The sequence below is a fragment of the Chryseobacterium suipulveris genome (genome assembly GCF_022811685.1).
In the GTDB taxonomy this organism is placed as follows: Bacteria; Bacteroidota; Bacteroidia; order Flavobacteriales; family Weeksellaceae; genus Kaistella; species Kaistella suipulveris.
In genome coordinates this window covers 2,875,405-2,891,295 of sequence record NZ_CP094532.1, presented here as the reverse complement: position 1 = coordinate 2,891,295, position 15,891 = coordinate 2,875,405, and the positions used below count along the sequence as shown (strand labels likewise).

13 protein-coding genes are annotated in these 15,891 nt (G+C 41.9%); 4 read left to right on the top strand and 9 right to left on the bottom strand.

The window, feature by feature from the left end; all coding sequences use genetic code 11:
- Positions 1-43: 43 nt before the first annotated feature.
- The 3 genes from MTP09_RS13660 to MTP09_RS13650 all read left to right on the top strand — a co-directional run bounded on the left by MTP09_RS13660 (position 44) and on the right by MTP09_RS13650 (position 2,350).
- Complete coding sequence (locus MTP09_RS13660; RefSeq protein WP_243549069.1) at positions 44-778, top strand: beta-carotene 15,15'-monooxygenase; 735 nt, start codon at positions 44-46, stop codon at positions 776-778.
- A gap of 120 nt (positions 779-898) precedes the next feature.
- Positions 899-1,981, top strand: coding sequence for an AI-2E family transporter (locus tag MTP09_RS13655; RefSeq protein WP_243549067.1), 1,083 nt, complete (start codon positions 899-901; stop codon positions 1,979-1,981).
- A gap of 141 nt (positions 1,982-2,122) precedes the next feature.
- Positions 2,123-2,350: a DUF3820 family protein gene (locus MTP09_RS13650; RefSeq protein ID WP_243549065.1), complete on the top strand. Its 228-nt coding sequence runs from the start codon at positions 2,123-2,125 to the stop codon at positions 2,348-2,350.
- A 117-nt stretch (positions 2,351-2,467) separates the two neighbouring features.
- Here the strand turns inward: MTP09_RS13650 and MTP09_RS13645 are convergent, their stop codons facing one another.
- Both MTP09_RS13645 and MTP09_RS13640 read right to left on the bottom strand, forming a co-directional pair.
- A complete protein-coding gene (locus tag MTP09_RS13645) occupies positions 2,468-4,594 on the bottom strand; it encodes an elongation factor G (RefSeq protein ID WP_243549063.1) in 2,127 nt (708 codons plus the stop codon).
- Positions 4,595-5,178: 584 nt separating this feature from the next.
- The gene (locus MTP09_RS13640) at positions 5,179-6,126 is read right to left on the bottom strand and encodes an isopenicillin N synthase family dioxygenase (protein WP_243549061.1); all 948 of its coding nucleotides are present in this window, start codon (positions 6,124-6,126) and stop codon (positions 5,179-5,181) included.
- A gap of 135 nt (positions 6,127-6,261) precedes the next feature.
- Here MTP09_RS13640 and menD point away from each other — a divergent pair, with 135 nt between their 5' ends.
- The gene (menD, locus tag MTP09_RS13635) at positions 6,262-7,926 is read left to right on the top strand and encodes a 2-succinyl-5-enolpyruvyl-6-hydroxy-3-cyclohexene-1-carboxylic-acid synthase (RefSeq protein WP_243549059.1); all 1,665 of its coding nucleotides are present in this window, start codon (positions 6,262-6,264) and stop codon (positions 7,924-7,926) included.
- A gap of 11 nt (positions 7,927-7,937) precedes the next feature.
- Here the strand turns inward: menD and MTP09_RS13630 are convergent, their stop codons facing one another.
- The 7 genes from MTP09_RS13630 to MTP09_RS13600 all read right to left on the bottom strand — a co-directional run bounded on the left by MTP09_RS13630 (position 7,938) and on the right by MTP09_RS13600 (position 15,889).
- Positions 7,938-10,475 carry a DUF5686 family protein gene (locus MTP09_RS13630; protein ID WP_243549051.1) on the bottom strand — a complete coding sequence of 846 codons (2,538 nt, stop codon included), beginning with the start codon at positions 10,473-10,475 and terminating at the stop codon, positions 7,938-7,940.
- 198 nt (positions 10,476-10,673) lie between these two features.
- Complete coding sequence (locus tag MTP09_RS13625) at positions 10,674-11,288, bottom strand: outer membrane beta-barrel protein (protein ID WP_243549049.1); 615 nt, start codon at positions 11,286-11,288, stop codon at positions 10,674-10,676.
- Positions 11,272-12,090 carry an ABC transporter ATP-binding protein gene (locus MTP09_RS13620; RefSeq protein ID WP_243551678.1) on the bottom strand — a complete coding sequence of 273 codons (819 nt, stop codon included), beginning with the start codon at positions 12,088-12,090 and terminating at the stop codon, positions 11,272-11,274. Before MTP09_RS13620 ends, MTP09_RS13625 begins: the two co-directional genes overlap by 17 nt.
- Positions 12,090-12,842 (bottom strand): MlaE family ABC transporter permease, encoded by a 753-nt coding sequence (locus MTP09_RS13615; protein ID WP_243549047.1) that lies wholly within the window; start codon positions 12,840-12,842, stop codon positions 12,090-12,092. The genes MTP09_RS13620 and MTP09_RS13615 overlap by 1 nt, the downstream gene beginning before the upstream one ends.
- Positions 12,843-12,883: 41 nt before the next feature.
- Positions 12,884-14,257, bottom strand: a complete 1,374-nt coding sequence (locus MTP09_RS13610; protein ID WP_243549045.1) for an exopolysaccharide biosynthesis polyprenyl glycosylphosphotransferase — start codon at positions 14,255-14,257, stop codon at positions 12,884-12,886.
- A gap of 36 nt (positions 14,258-14,293) precedes the next feature.
- On the bottom strand, positions 14,294-14,923 hold the full coding sequence (locus MTP09_RS13605; RefSeq protein ID WP_243549037.1) for a 7-carboxy-7-deazaguanine synthase QueE: 630 nt from the start codon (positions 14,921-14,923) through the stop codon (positions 14,294-14,296).
- Positions 14,924-15,004: 81 nt separating this feature from the next.
- Positions 15,005-15,889, bottom strand: coding sequence for a bifunctional 5,10-methylenetetrahydrofolate dehydrogenase/5,10-methenyltetrahydrofolate cyclohydrolase (locus MTP09_RS13600; protein ID WP_243549035.1), 885 nt, complete (start codon positions 15,887-15,889; stop codon positions 15,005-15,007).
- Between the last annotated feature and the right edge of the window lie 2 nt (positions 15,890-15,891).

Genomic DNA, 15,891 nt, shown 5'->3' with positions numbered 1-15,891 from the left:
TTCAATAAAAATTATAAATTTGAGAAACATTAAAAGATTAAAAATGGAAACTTTTCAGGAATTCGACCAACCAAGAAACCCGCAGAAAACAACGGGTGAAATCATTTCCCACGCATTCGAGACGTACAAGGGAATATTTCTTTACGCGCTTTTGGCGATGGTAATCTATATTGTGGCATCAATGATTGTGCAGGCAGTTTCAGGATTTGACTCCAAAATCATAATGGAGGAAATGCGTGATTCCGGCAACGATTTTTCTTCAATTAAAATTTGGGAAATTCCGGGTGTGAAAACCTATTACGGTTTCTCGGGATTGCTGGGAGTTTTGATGGCACCGCTTTATGTGGGCTTGATCTACATTGCCAACAAGTTCAACTTTAAGCAGCCGATCCAGTTTTCCGATCTGTTTATCGGTTACAAGCAGAATTTTCTCAACATCGTTATCTACAGCATTATTTCAAGCTTGATTTTGGGAATTGCTTTTGCAATGTGCATTTTGCCGGGATTCTTTGTGCTTCCGTTCCTGCTTTTGGGTTATCCTATTCTGCTTTTTGAAAATGAGAGTTTCGGTGAGGCATTGAATAAAGCATTCAATGTTGCAAAAGAAAACTACGGGGTGATGTTGGGAGTTTCAGTACTTGGTTTGCTGATCAGCATTTCTGGAGTTCTGCTGTGCGGAATCGGAGTTCTTGCCACCGCAATGTTTTTCCTTGCCGTGATGTATTCCGCCTACTGCGCTTTTTTGGGAACGCCGAGACAAATCGAGTTTAAAAATTAAAATAGGTTTATTTTGAAGGGAATTTTACCGAAAGCAAGAAAAGATTTCCTTCGAAAAGCCAATAATATTTGTACATTTGAAAGCAATAGTTTTGTGCTGTTGCTTTTTTAATACCGCTTTATGCCGAACCGAAAATACCAGATCCACGGAGTTAAGATCAAGCAGTTCTTTTTGCTTGCGGTGATTGTTTCGCTTGCGGGTTTGATCTTCTACAACCTCTCGCTGTTCATTCCGTCGGCTTTGGGTGCGATTACGCTATACATCATCTGTAGAAAGTACAACCTTTACCTTCAGGAAGAAAAAAAGTGGAAACCGTGGCTCGCTTCCACAGTCTTGATTCTGGCGACACTGGTCGTGTTGATTTTGCCGGTGTATTTCATTGCGGATCTCTTGATCGCAAAGCTTGGGAACGCTTCTGCGTACATGGATAAGTTCAACGTGTTCATCGACAAAATCAACGACTTCATTTACCAAAAAACCAATCTGGATATTCTGAGCAAAGAAAACATTTCGACCTTAAAAAACAAGGTTGCCCAGTTCTCCACCGCGGCGTTGAGTGGGACCTTCAATACGTTGACCATCATTGTTTCGATGTATTTTATCCTTTATTTTATGTTGGAAAAGCCAAGGTTTTTTGAAAGACTTGTAAGGGAAGCCGCTCCTTTGAAGAAAGCCAACATCAACCTGATTGGTGATAAAATCCAGAAAATGGTTGTCGCAAACGCCATCGGAATTCCGGTAGTCGCGATCGGACAGGGTTTGATCGCTTTGATCGGTTACTGGATTTTTGGTGCGCCGAGTCCGTTGCTCCTTTTCGCCTTGACCTGCGTCGCATCGATGCTTCCGATTGTGGGAGCCGCAATTGTATGGATTCCGGTTTGCGTTTTCATGATTGCGGAAGGGAACCTTGCTCCTGGATTGGGATTAGCCGCGTATGCGCTGATTGTGGTTGGGTTGACCGATAATGTGCTGCGATTCACCGTCTTGAAAAAGTTAGAAAATATACATCCTTTAAACACCGTTTTTGGAATTATCGTCGGAATGAACCTTTTCGGATTCATGGGACTGATTTTCGGGCCGATCCTTATTTCAATAACAGTTCTGCTGATACAGGTTTACCGCGACGAATTTTCAAATGACGAAAACGAAATCATCCTACCCGAACCTAAAGAAATTGAAAAGAAAATCGACTTGAATATTTGATGCAAATTGGTGCAAATTGGTGCAAGATGCAATTGGTGCAGAGAAAAGAATCAAATTTTTCATCGTTTTTGAATTCGCAAAATCATTTGTTAATTTTCAGGAAATAAGAAATAGTCAAATATTTTCAAACAAAATCAAATAATGTCAAACCAAATTCCCATTCCTGAAATATTAAAAGAAATCTGCGAAGCAAAAATGCCTTTCGGAAAATACAAGGGAACGATTCTCGCCGATTTGCCCATTTCTTATCTGGAATGGTTTCAGCGAAAAGGCATGCCTAAAGGAAAACTGGGAATGCAGCTTTCGACGGTTTACGAAATCAAGCTGAACGGATTGGTGGATTTGCTGACGCCGATTCGCAAAAAATAATCTTTTTGGAGGTTCCGTAGGAAAAAAACTTCTATTCATCAAGAATTCAAACTTTAGCGATCACAAAAAATCCTCCAGGAAAAACCTGAAGGATTGAAAAATTAATCTGAAATAATGTTAAGCTTCCACACTTTCTGCGGAATGCTGTTTCACCAGTTCCTGCTGTACATTCGACGGAACCAGCTGATAATCTGCAAATTTCAGTTTAAACTTGGCTCTTCCTCCCGTAATCGAACGGAGTGTGGAACCGTAATCGTGCATTTCTGCCAACGGAACATTTGCCATAATTTTCTGGTAGTGACCTTCGGAATCCATCCCCGAAATAATGGCTCTCCTTGTTTGAAGATCTCCCATCACGTCGCCGGTATCTTCATCCGGACAGAGAATTTCCACCGAATACATCGGTTCCAGAAGTTGCGGTTTCGCCATGTGGAAAGCAGTTTTGAACGCTCCTGAAGCCGCTAATTGGAACGAGATATCGTTGGAATCCACGCTGTGCATTTTTCCGTCGTACACAGAAACCCGAATGTTTTGGCAGTGAGATCCGGTCAAAGGTCCTTCTTTCATCTGCTGCATAATTCCTTTTTTGATGGCGCCGATGTAGCGGTTGTCGATCGCTCCACCCACGATGCACCAGTAGAAAGCGAGTTTTCCGCCCCATGGTAAATCTTCGATTTCTTTTTGGCGGATGTTGAATCCGGATGGTTCGTCCATTCCTTCGTAGAAATTTTCTACGCGCATATGGATTTCACCGAACTGTCCCGCTCCACCGGATTGTTTTTTGTGGCGGTAATCAGCATCGGCAGTTCCGGTAATTGTTTCGCGGTAAGGAATTTTCGGATTGTCGAAATTCATCTTCACACCGAATTCTTTCTCGAGACGTTGCTTAACCAAATCGAGGTGAAGTTGTCCCTGTCCATGCAGAATAGTTTGCTTCAGTTCTGCAGATTGTTCTACTTTCAAGGTAGGATCTTCTTCCTCAATTCTGTGAAGCGCGGTCACCAATTTTTCCATATCGGCGGATGAGTCGGTGGAAACCGCTTTTCTGATCCGGCTTTCCGGGAATTCCATAGGGCGGATTTTTCTGTCCAATCCTTTCGCGTTCAACGTATTGTTGGAGTGCCCGAATTTCAGTTTCACGGTAGCTCCTAAATCACCTGCAACCAGTTCATCAACAGCGATTCTTTCTTTTCCTTTAGCGATATAAAGCTGCGAAATTCTTTCCACCTCGCCATTGTTGGCATTCACCAATTCGTCGCCTGCTTTCAGTTTTCCTGTAAGGACTTTAAAGTAGGAAACCATTCCCACCTGCGGTTCAGAAAGGGTTTTATAAATGAAAACCGTTGTTTTGTCATTCGGATCGTAGGAAATTTTCTCGCCATTTTCGAGTACTCTTGCAGGTCTTTCTGCCGGTGATGGAGCGATATCGTTGATGAATCCCATCAATCTTCCGCTTCCCATATCTTTCAAACCACTGGTTACGAAAACCGGGAAGAACTGCTGATTCGCGATGGCGATCGTAATTCCCTTTGCCAGTTCTTCTTCGGAAAGGTTTCCTTCCTCGAAATATTTTTCCATCAAACCTTCCTCATTTTCTGCGGCGATTTCCACGAGTGCGTTGTGCATCGCGTTGGCTTTTTCCAGTTCAGATTCCGGTATGGGTTTCTTTTCTGGTTTCCCTCCGTTTGCAGGGAATTCGTACATCACCATTCTCAACGCGTCGATGATCTGGTTGAAATTTGCTCCGGAATTGTAAGGATATTGGATCGGAACGAGTTTAGACCCGAATCTTTCTTTTGCCTGCTCCAAAGTTTTATCGAAATCAGCTTTCGGGTGATCCATTTGGTTAATGACGAAAATCGCCGGAGTGTGGTTTTGTTCCACATATTCCCAAACGAGCTCTGTTCCTACTTCCACACCGTTTGCAGCGTTCAGAACGATGATTGCGGTATCGGCAACTTTTAATGACGAAACGACTTCGCCAACGAAATCGTCAAATCCGGGAGTGTCGATAATATTGATTTTATTATTGCGCCAGTTGACAAACATTTGGTGGGAGAAAATGGTCTTGCCTTTTTCGTGCTCCAAATCGGTGTTGTCGCTCACGGTGTTCTGTCCTTCCACAGTTCCGCGGCGCTTGATCTCCCCGCCTTCGAATAACATGGCTTCTATAAGCGTGGTTTTGCCGCTGTCAGAATGACCGAGCATCACCACATTCCGTAAATTTTTGGTTTCAGCACTCATAATATGAATTTTTTTGTTTGTTTAAAGGTTTGAGGTTTGAGGTTTGAGGTTTGAAGTTTCGAGTTTCAGGTTTCAGGTTTCAGGTTTCAAGTTCCAAGGTTCACTTCGTTCTTCGGACTTCGTTCTTCGGACTTCGGACTTCGGACTTCGGACTTCGGACTTCGGACTTCGGACTTCGGACTTCGGACTTCGGACTTCGGACTTTTTTTTGGGAAACTAAAGTTACAAAAGTTTTGGATTGGTTTTATTAAAATTTACAAAGCGAAGGGATGATTTTTGGCAGTGTAGGTTTTTGGTAAGGAGAAATGTTAAGTTTTAAGGGAAAAAATTTTAGCAATATAAACTCTGGACAGCGTTTTTTGTTCTTACACAAAGCACTCGAAGGATTTTCACGAAGTACTCAAAGTTTTTCGGTCTCGAAGGCGCGTTGCTTGGTAAAGACCAACTTTTTAAAATAAACCTTTCAAAGCGAAGCGCCCTTTAAAAAATAATTCTTTGTGAACTTTGAGGAACTTTGAACACTTTGTGTCACAAAAAAACGGACAGAAATAAATCTGCCCGTTCCATATTATATGTTCCGAAGTTTACTTGATGAGTCCCAACTCAACCAATCTTTCGTGGAGGAATTCTCCGGCGGTGGTATCGGGATAAAGTTTCGGATTGCTTTCGTCGTAAGTTCCTTCAAGCGCGTTCAGTGGCATTTCGCTTACCGGGTGCATAAAGAAAGGAATCGAGTAACGCGAAGTTCCCCACAATTCTCTCGGCGGATTTACAACTTGGTGAATCGTGGATTTCAGTTTGTTGTTGGTGTGTCTTGAAAGCATATCTCCAACATTGATCATTAGTTCGTCGGGTTGTGCGATCGCGTCGATCCATTCGCCGTCGTGGTTTTGCACCTGAAGTCCTTTTCCCTGTGCTCCCATCAAAAGCGTAATCAGATTGATGTCGCCGTGAGCTGCTGCGCGAACCGCGTTTTCCGGTTCTTCCGTGATTGGCGGATAGTGGATCGGACGGAGAATTGAATTCCCTTCCTTCACATATTTGTCGAAATAAAATTCGTCCAAACCGAGGTGCACCGCCAAAGCTCTCAACACATAAACTCCGGTTTTCTCCAGCATTTGGTATGCCTGTTTTCCAACCTCGTTGAATTTTGGGGTTTCCGTAACATTCACGTTGTCAGGATAAACCTCGGCATATTTTGAACCTTCGTCAAGATACTGCCCGAAATGCCAGAATTCCTTCAGATCGCCTTTCTTGAAACCTTTTGCGGTTTCCTTACCAAATCCCACATAACCGCGCTGTCCGCCGATTCCAGGGATTTCGTATTTTTGTTTGGTCTCAACGGGAAGGTTGAAGAAGTTTCTCACCTCGCCGTAAAGTTCATCCACCAGTTTGTCATCCAGAAAGTGACCTTTCAGTGCGACAAATCCGATTTCTTCGTAAGCTTTTCCGATTTCATTTACAAATTTTTGTTTGCGTTCCGGGTTGTCCGAAAGGAAATCACGCAAATCCACACTAGGAATTTGATTCATTGTATTTGCTTAAAAATTACAGCGGCAAAAATAGAGATAATTACCGGGAGGAAAAACCGAAAACCGCCAATTAACCTTAAAATATGCTTTTCAAAACTTTAATTATCAGTAAATTTGCATTTATCAAAATTTCAGATGAAACAGTTCTCTTCCAAACGAAGCATACAAGCTTTGGCGTACCTTTTAAACGAATATGGGATTCACAATATCGTAATTTCACCAGGTTCCAGAAACGCACCTTTGGCGATCCATTTTTCGGAGTCGGAAGGATTCAACTGTTACAGCATTGTCGATGAAAGAAGCGCCGGATTTGTCGGTTTGGGAATGGCGAAAAGCGAGAAAAAACCAGTCGCGGTTACGTGTACGAGCGGTTCTGCGGCGGCAAACTATTATCCCGCAATAACCGAAGCGTTTTACTCGAATGTTCCCTTACTGATTCTCACTGCAGACCGACCGACGGATTTTGTGGACATTTTTGACGGACAAACGATTCGCCAAAAAGAACTTTTTGCACAACATTCCTACGGAGATTTCCAGCTTTTGGAAGACGGGAAGGAAAATGCAGATGAAACCAACTTCGAGCTCATCAAAAAAGCGATCGAACTTTGCATTGAGAAAAAAGGCCCGGTTCACATCAATATTCCTTTGGAAGAACCTTTGTATGAGTTGGTTACCGAAGTTCCTAAATTTCCACCGGTGGAAAAAACCATCCGCAGGAAATCGTACGAACTCCCGTCGAACATTGCCGCAGAATGGAATACCGCAAAACGGATTATGATTTTGGTCGGAACCCGCGACTACAGCGAGGAACTGGAAATGCAGCTTTCCCAATTGGTGAAAAATCACAGTGCCGTAGTTTTGTGTGAGGTAAATTCAAACCTTAGAAATGACAAGTTTTTCTCGCATATCGACCGCTATATCTACAATTTTACTGAAGAGGATTTCAAAACCTACGCTCCCGAACTGCTCATTACAGTCGGGCAAAACGTGGTTTCCAAAAAAGTAAAGCAGTTTCTGAGAAAAGCGAAACCAAAAAATCATTGGCACATCGACGAAGTTTGGCAACCGGACACGTTCTTTTCATTAACGGAAAAAATTGAGACCACACCTGAAAACTTCTTCGCAAAACTCCTTAATGTAGCCAAATTGGAGCCGCAACCTTTCTTTAATTTATGGGATGTGCTGCGAGATAAAAAAGATCTGAAACACAAGGAATACTGTCTGCTCACGAATTTCTCGGACTTCAAATTCTTTGAACTTCTTTCGTATAAAACTCCCGAAAATGTGAATCTGCATTTCAGCAATTCGTCGGCGATTCGGTATGCGCAGCTTTTTGATTTTAGAAAAGACAAAGTGTATTGCAACCGTGGAACGAGCGGAATCGACGGATCCACTTCAACTGCGATGGGATTTGCGATGCGTAATCCGAACCAAACAGTTTTGGTAACTGGAGATCTGAGTTTCTTTTACGATATCAACGGACTTTGGAACAATTACATTCCGCCGTACACCCGGATTTTGATTTTCAATAACGGAGGCGGCGATATTTTCAGGATTATTCCGGGTCCGAGTTCTACCAACGCTTTGGATGAATTTATTTTGACAAAACACCACAAAAATGCTGAACTTCTCGCGAAGCATTTCGGTTTTGGCTATACCAAAGTTGACGACGAGGAAACGCTTTCAAGGGTTCTCGACAATTTCTTCAAACCCGACGCGAAAGCGAAAATCTTAGAAATCGACACTTCGAAAGTTGACAATGCGGAAGTGTTGAAAGGATATTTTGCGTTTATGAAGTAGAAACTACCATCCTAAAAATTCATCTGGAATCCGAATTTCACACCGAATTTGGTCACATCGGGTCGGTCGAGATAATTTCCGCGCCAGTTGAAATCTACGCGAAGAATTTTGAAGTTTCCGAAACCGATATTCTCCAAACCGAAACCGTATTCATAGTAAATCTGCTGATCCGGAGCGGAATAGCGCGTGTTTTCGAAGTTGATGTTTTTTGACTTTTCGCTCAACGTTCCATATGCTCCGCGGAAGAAAACCAACTCCCTCATTTTGAGTTTCTTAATTAAAGGAATGTAGGAGAATAACTTACCGTTGAAATGGTGTTCGAGATGAAAAGTGGTGTATTGGTCTGCAACGAATTCATAATATTTCAAAAGTGAAAAAGTTCCCGGAACCAAACTGTAGGATTGGTTTCCCGGAATAATATTCTGCAGTGAAAGTGGAACAGCGTTAAAGTTTTTTCCAGCTTCTAGATTCACAATCGTTTTACCGTAATTTCCGAGCAAGATCGGATGCGAGTACAGAAACTGAAGCTTGTCGTAATCGAAATCTCCCTTCATCACATTCTCAAATCCGTGGGTGTATTTCAAAACAATTGTCGGCGAAAGTGTCGTAAATTCATAACGGTCAACTCCGTATTGCGAAAATTTTGCACCTGGTCTTGCTATGAAACTGACGGTAGTGTGGAAGTCGTCGGTTTCGGATTTTAGCGCTCCGTTCTTATAAAAATCGAGGTTGAATTTTTCGGGATTGGCTGACTTGATATTTTGGTAAGACGCATCAAACCTGAACTGGAAGTTCTTAATCGGTTCAATCGAGAAGAACAGGTTGTGCTGTTTTAGCCAGCTCAAAGAAGCATTGCTTCCCGAAGAAAAAATCGATGAAGAAGCGAACGAACGCGTCATAATTCCATCGTCGGTGGTGAGTTGCGAACCGAGTTGCAGGATATCTTCCCGACTTCCGAATCCGACCGTTGCACGGAAATCGCGGTCGAACATATACCTTCCTTCCAAACCGTATTTCCATTTCTGGTCCCGAAATCCGTATGCGGTGTAACCAGCGATCCGCCATAAATCGTTGTGCGAAAAATAGGTTCTTGCGCCCGCTCTTAAGCGAAATCCTTCCACCTCGTTGTAGCCAAAAACAGAAAAAATGCCGCCGAAATCGATCGCATTCCACGCGTTGAAATATCCTGAACTCAACACTTCAACAAGTTTTACCACGCGTTTGAATTTCGGAACCTGCTCCAATTCCGAAACCATTTTGTACACATTCTCTTCTCTTTCGCCTAAACTTTCAGGTCTTTCCTTTTCCCAAAATTCATCGGGTTTTGTGAGGTTATCGTCGCTTAAAGTTTGTGTGTTTGGAGCTAAAAGTTTGCTGTCGAAATTTTGGTTAAAGTCGTAATCGCTGAAGATCTGCGTCCGTTTAAAGAGAATTCCTTTCGCATCTTTCTTTTTGTCAAACACTGACATTTCCAGTTCCGAATAAGTTTTCTTCGGCAGAAAAATCGTGTCGTTGGGCGAATCGTATTCGGTTTCGAGATAGATTCCGTTCACGAAATTCACATTGATTTTGTTGGTGGATTTAAGCGTAGCTTTTACGACATTAAAAGTATCTTTAGAAATGTAAAGAATTCCCTGAAACGCCAACTGCTCCTTTCTTTTCGGGAAATATCTGATCGCGACACTTTCAGTTCCGTTCACCGAAAGTGAGTCGGTAATCTCGTATTCGTAGTTGCTAAAGCCGTCGGTTCCGACCGGACTTGGAAATCCGATATTGAAAAAGTTCAGAGTGTTGTCGTACAGATTTACTTCCTTGAACTGGTTTTTTGCGGTTGAAGCAATCAGCTCATTATTGTTAAAACCAGAAAATTTATTGGCGACAATCGTTCTGTTTTCTTTATTTTCGGGCTTGTTTTTGCCGTAAACTTTATAGATGGTTTCATTTAGGAAAACAGGCAGCGTAAGCTTTTTGTCGAAGTTGGACGAATCGGCGTACTTGAAAACAAATTCCAGATCGTTGAAGATTTTTTTCTGCATGAAGGCGGAATCGATATTGTTCATCCCGACTTCGATTTTCTCGTATTCCTTAAATTGGTAATCGTCGTATTTCGCTAAACCGTTGGTTTTCTTTCGTTTCCAGACTTCCTGCATGATTGCGTATGCGGGATTGTCCTTTTTGTTTTTGTATTTTTTCTTGTTTTCGACTAATAGTTTTACCTCCTGGATTTCTTCTACTTTTTCAGTTTGCAGGCGAATCGTGAGGTTTTCAAAACGGTGGTCACCGAAATTCAGGACTTCGGTTTTATAATTTTTCTTGATGATTTTTGCGGTGCTAATTCCTGATTCAGAGGTGATTACGAATTTTCCATCCGTAGAAGTTGTTTGTGGCTGCTCATTATCATTAATGAAAATTTCAGCTCCCGCCAAAGGTTTTTGGGATTTGGCATCGAGTACCACACCCGAAATCCTGTTCTGGGAATACCCAAAAACTGTGGAGAAAATCGAAATTATTAGGAGTGAAAACTTTCTGTTATAGCAATTTTTTTTCATCAGAAATCAACAGTGCAAAGCCAGATTACTAAGCTAAAATCATTCCAATTTTAGTCAAAAGGTGATGGGTTTTTAAGTTATGATTAAATTTGATTTATAGTTGAGATTTTCAAGTTGTATGTTTCTTTTTTTATTTGATGGCATTAAAAAAACATGTCTTTTAAACATGTTTTTTTTCGTTTGCAAGTTTGTTGGTGGTTAGAAACTGTATCCCAAACCAACAATAATCAGTCCCGGCTTGCTGTCGTAGCGAATCGTGGTGTTGGTAATTCCATCGATAAAGTCGCGCTGGTCGTCGGTAAAGGAACCTTCGTAACGGGCATTCAGAATAATGTTTTTAAACATCGCTTGAGCGCCAAACTGGTAACCGATCAAAAATTTGTTTTTGGTATCTTCTTTAAAATCCTTGAACTGATCATTTTTGTCAAGATTGTATGATGCGACAGGTCCTGCGTAAATTCCCAAAATATCGCTCCAAAGGTCATATCCTAAAAGTACAGGAATATCGATTCGGTTACTTTTAATTTCCAGGGTGGTTCCTTTTCCCGGAATATCAAACTCGGATTTGTAAGTCGTATAGTAAACTTCCGGCATTACGAATAATGAAGTTGCAGGGAGGTCAATCTTGGCAGAAAGTCCGAAATTGAACCCGACATTATTTTTGCCTTTATCACCATAGGTTTGCGCTGAAGTGATGTTTTCCCAAGTCGGCTTGTCCATTTTAAAAAGGAGGTTCCCTTTCGCGGCAAATTTTACTTGCGCAGAAACGCTTACCGTGACTGCTAACAGAATTGTGCTAAGAATTGTTTTCATTTGAAGGTGGTTTAGTTATTATATTTTCTATTGAAGTTTTGTTGGTCTCGAGGAAATATTCGCGCAGCTCCTTGAAGAGCTCTGAAGAATAAACGAAATCGATCAGGTTTTTATTTCCGGCATTGATCAGAATGTCTTTGTTTCCTTCCCATTCCTTGATTCCAAGACGAAGATAAACAATTTTTTCACCAATGGTCATCACCGAATTCATGTCGTGGGAATTGATGATAGTGGTCGTGTTGTACTCCTTGGTGATTTCCAAAAGCAGGTCGTCGATAATATTTGAAGTGTAAGGATCCAGTCCCGAGTTGGGTTCGTCGCAAAATAAATACTTGGGATTGTTTACGATTGCTCGTGCAATGGCAACCCTTTTCTGCATTCCTCCGGAAATTTCCGATGGGTATTTTCGGTTGGCTTTGTTCAGGTGGACTCTTCCAACGACATCGAAAACTCTTCTTTTCTTTTCGCGGTAAGTAAGGTTGGTAAACATATCGAGTGGGAACATGATGTTTTCTTCCACCGTCATGGAATCGAAAAGTGCAGAACCCTGGAAAACGGTCCCGATTTCACTTCTTAATGACTGTTTTTCCTCCCGCGACATTTTGTTGATGTCTCTTCCGTCAAAAAGAATTTCTCCTGAAGTCGGTTGGTACACATTAAGCAAACTTTTCAGAAATACTGTTTTTCCCGAACCACTTTGGCCGATGATCAGGTTTACTTTTCCCGTGTCGAATGTGGTCGAAATTCCTTTGAGAACTTCGACCTCATCAAAACTTTTTCTTAAGTCTTTCACTTCAATCATCAGCTCAGGAACATTTGGGTTAAAATTAAATTCATAATGATAATCGCCACGATCGTCCACACAACCGCCTGTGTACTTGCACGACCCACTTCGAGCGAGCCGCCTTTAACATTATATCCGAAATAAGCCGGGATCGTCGCGATGAGGAAGGCGAAAACCGCTGTCTTGAAAAACGCGTACCAAATAAAATGTTGCGGCATATACATCTGAATACCGGTGATATAGTCTGCTTTGCTCCAGTTTCCAGTAGCTACTCCCGCAAGATAACCGCCCCAAACACCAAATACGATACTGATCGCGATGAGCAGTGGGTTAAAAACAATACTTGCGAGAATTTTTGGTAAAATCAAGAAGTTGGGCGAGTTTACACCCATAATGTCTAATGCATCAATTTGCTCGGTAACCCTCATCGTTCCGATACTCGACGCGATGTAGGAACCCACTTTTCCTGCAAGAATTACGGAGATAATGGTCGGTGCAAACTCCAGAATCAAAACCACTTTGGTTGCATAGCCGATAAAGGCGTTCGGAATCGGAAAACTTGATGCATCGAAATTGTTATACATCTGTATCGCCACAACTGCGCCCACAAAAATCGACGTAAAGAGTACCAATCCGAAAGAATTTACTCCTAAGTCATTGATTTCGCGCATGAAAAGTTTGCCGAAAACCGACATTTTCTGCGGTCTTTTTAAAGTTTTAGACAGCAGCAGGAAGTAAGCGCCAATTTCGTTCAGAAGTTTTTTAAACATTGCGCTAAATTAGTGTTTTTTATTTTTTTGGGGATGATTTTTTATCGGGCGTTTTTGTCGCCGCTGATGACCAGAAAAACCGTTTTCAGAATGATGACCAAATCAAGGGAGAGGCTCCAGTTTTTCACGTAGAATGCGTCTGCAAGAATTCGTTTCTGCATTTCGATATTCATATCGCCGGTGTCGCCACGAAGACCGTTAACTTGCGCAAGTCCCGTAATTCCAGGTTTCACCATACTTCGAACGACGTATCTCCCAATTTTCGGTTTGTAGAAATCATCAACTAAAAGCATGTGTGGTCGCGGTCCCACAACCGACATATCGCCGAGCAGCACATTGATAAACTGCGGAAGCTCGTCGATACTGGTTTTTCGAAGAAATTTTCCGATGCCGGTTATTCTTTTGTCATTTTCCTCGGTTGTCTTATTGGCGGAGTCCCCGTTTACATACATCGTCCGAAACTTAAAGCAGTTGAAAACCTGGTCATGGTAACCATATCTTTTTTGAAGGAAGAAAACAGGCCCTTTACTGTCGAGCTTGATCAGCAGTGCGATAATCGGAAACAGCCAAGTGCAGATTCCCAACAATACCACAATAGAAAAGAGAATATCGAAAGTGCGCTTTAATATGGTGTTGGTAAGATAATCTAATGGGAATTTTGCGCGAACGAGGAGTGGTTGTGTTTCAATATAGTCCAAATCGTATTGGAAGAAGTTGTTTTTCACAATACTCGGGATCAGAGTAATCCGGATTTTATGGAGATCGGCGAGTTTGAAAAGCTGTCTTTCATCTTCTTTGAACAGTTTTTCTCCCCCATTGGAAAGGTATAATGTATGGATTCCATTTTCTTTCCAGAATTCGGTCAGTTTTGGAAAATCAATCCTTTTTTCGGATGGGTAATCAAAGATTTTGAAACCATAGTCTTTTCTTTGGGAAAGGATGCTTCTAAGGATTTCTGATGACGAATCTTCCCGAAGAAACATCACGTTTCTGTGGTTGATACCGAGTGTTCTTAAATATTTCAACGAGAAAAAAAGCATTGATTTTAGCAGGAACAAAAGCAGGAAAAGACTCATCGCAATCAAGAAACGGTCTTTTTTCAGAAAATCGTTGTTGCTCACCTTTGCCAAAAGAATTACACCGAAAATAAAGATGAAGATGTGGGTAACCAACCGTTCCAGGTAAATGGTGTATGTCAGGTTTCTTGGAATGGTATATAACCGGGTTCTTCCGCTTAGTAGAATCCAGAAAAAGATAAGCAGGATAAGTGAAAGCAGATTTTGCTCCAGAATTGCCTGTCCGTATTTATAGCCGTTATTCCTAAAAAAATAAAACAGAAAAACACACGCGATTACGATGATATCGAGTAAGATAAAAATAACCTTGAAGTACCGCGAAAATCGAAGTTTCTGCATTTATCTGTGTTTTCAGGAGAGTAAATTTAACATAAATTATGGAATATTCAAATATTTATGTGTTTGCACCGAAGCTTGCCATTTTGGATTGGCTAAAATAAAGTCTGTGATTTTCGGATACATTTCTTCGCGTTTGCTCCATTCGCTTTGCAGATAAAGTTTGCAGTTTTCCGAAACTTTCGCCGCCTGTTCTTCGGCAAATTTGAAATCGTTATTGTTGAAGACGATCACTTTCAGCTCGTTGGCTTTGGAATAAATCGCTTCTTTCGGGAGACCCGTTTTCTTGGGCGAAAGTGTGATCCAGTCGAGAATCCCACTCATCTCGTAAGCTCCGGAAGTCTCAATATGAATTTGGCAGCCGAGTTCCTTTAATCTCTTGGTTAGTGGATCTAGGTTCCACATCAAAGGTTCGCCACCGGTTAACACGATGGTTTTGCAATATTTTGCTGCGGTTTCGGCAATTTCCTCTGTGTTCATTAATGGATGCAGGTTCGGATCCCAACTTTCTTTCACGTCGCACCAGTGACAGCCGACATCGCAACCGCCTAAACGAATAAAATATGCAGCTTTTCCGGTATGCGCACCTTCTCCCTGCAAAGTATAAAAATGCTCCATCACCGGGAGCATTTTTCCTTCTTTTAATAAAATTTCCTGTTCCTTATCCATTGCTATCTGCTTTCTGCAATCTGCTCTCAGCTAATTGCGGTTTTTTTGCTAAAAGCCGACCGCTGAAAGCCGACTGCAAATTTAGTCTTTGTAAATTGTATGTTTATACGCCAACAAAGTATTCTTCATCAGCATTGCTCTCGTCATTGGTCCAACTCCTCCCGGAACCGGCGTGATCCAGCTTGCTTTTTTCGAGCAGCTTTCGAAATCCACGTCGCCTGCAAGATGGTAACCTTTTTCGGAATCGTCGTCAACGCGGGTAATTCCAACATCAACCACGACTGCTCCTTCTTTAATCATATCTGCTTTCAGGAAGTGCGGATCTCCCAATGCGGTGATCACAATGTCGGCATTTTTTGTGAATTCCTCAACGTGTGGAGTGTAGCTGTGTGTTAAAGTCACGGTGGAATTTCCAGGGAAATCTTTTCTGCCCATCAAAATGCTCATCGGTCTTCCTACGATTCGGCTTCTTCCGATAATTACGCAGTGTTTTCCTTTTGTTTCAATATTGTACCGTTCGAAAAGGGTAAGGATTCCAAACGGAGTTGCAGGCAGGAAAGTACTCATTTCCAAAGCCATTCTTCCGAAGTTTTCGGGGTGGAAACCATCTACGTCTTTATGGGAATTGATCGCCATGATAACTTTTTCCTGATCCATTTGTTTGGGTAAAGGCAGCTGTACGATGAATCCGTCAACTTCGGGATCAGTGTTCAGTTCCTGAATTTTTTCCAAAAGTTCCGATTCCGATGCGGTGCTTGGAAACTTGATGAGCGACGATTTGAAGCCCACTTCCGCGCAGTCTTTCACCTTGCTGTTTACATAAGCTTTGCTTGCGCCGTTGTTTCCCACCAAGATTGCGGCGAGGTGCGGAACGCGTTTTCCGGAAGCGATGATTTTGTCAACATCTTGTTTGATTTCCTGCTTGATTTCGTTCGAAAGCTTCAGTCCGTCGAGAATTTGAGCCATTT

Coding starts and splice junctions, on each gene's coding strand:
- MTP09_RS13625 (WP_243549049.1), bottom strand. CDS start 11,288: ATGAAAACAATTCTTAGCACAATTCTGTTAGCAGTCACGGTAAGCGTT.
- MTP09_RS13655 (WP_243549067.1), top strand. CDS start 899: ATGCCGAACCGAAAATACCAGATCCACGGAGTTAAGATCAAGCAGTTC.
- MTP09_RS13645 (WP_243549063.1), bottom strand. CDS start 4,594: ATGAGTGCTGAAACCAAAAATTTACGGAATGTGGTGATGCTCGGTCAT.
- MTP09_RS13615 (WP_243549047.1), bottom strand. CDS start 12,842: ATGTTTAAAAAACTTCTGAACGAAATTGGCGCTTACTTCCTGCTGCTG.
- MTP09_RS13660 (WP_243549069.1), top strand. CDS start 44: ATGGAAACTTTTCAGGAATTCGACCAACCAAGAAACCCGCAGAAAACA.
- MTP09_RS13650 (WP_243549065.1), top strand. CDS start 2,123: ATGTCAAACCAAATTCCCATTCCTGAAATATTAAAAGAAATCTGCGAA.
- MTP09_RS13630 (WP_243549051.1), bottom strand. CDS start 10,475: ATGAAAAAAAATTGCTATAACAGAAAGTTTTCACTCCTAATAATTTCG.
- MTP09_RS13600 (WP_243549035.1), bottom strand. CDS start 15,889: ATGGCTCAAATTCTCGACGGACTGAAGCTTTCGAACGAAATCAAGCAG.
- MTP09_RS13640 (WP_243549061.1), bottom strand. CDS start 6,126: ATGAATCAAATTCCTAGTGTGGATTTGCGTGATTTCCTTTCGGACAAC.
- MTP09_RS13605 (WP_243549037.1), bottom strand. CDS start 14,923: ATGGATAAGGAACAGGAAATTTTATTAAAAGAAGGAAAAATGCTCCCG.
- MTP09_RS13620 (WP_243551678.1), bottom strand. CDS start 12,090: ATGATTGAAGTGAAAGACTTAAGAAAAAGTTTTGATGAGGTCGAAGTT.
- menD (WP_243549059.1), top strand. CDS start 6,262: ATGAAACAGTTCTCTTCCAAACGAAGCATACAAGCTTTGGCGTACCTT.
- MTP09_RS13610 (WP_243549045.1), bottom strand. CDS start 14,257: ATGCAGAAACTTCGATTTTCGCGGTACTTCAAGGTTATTTTTATCTTA.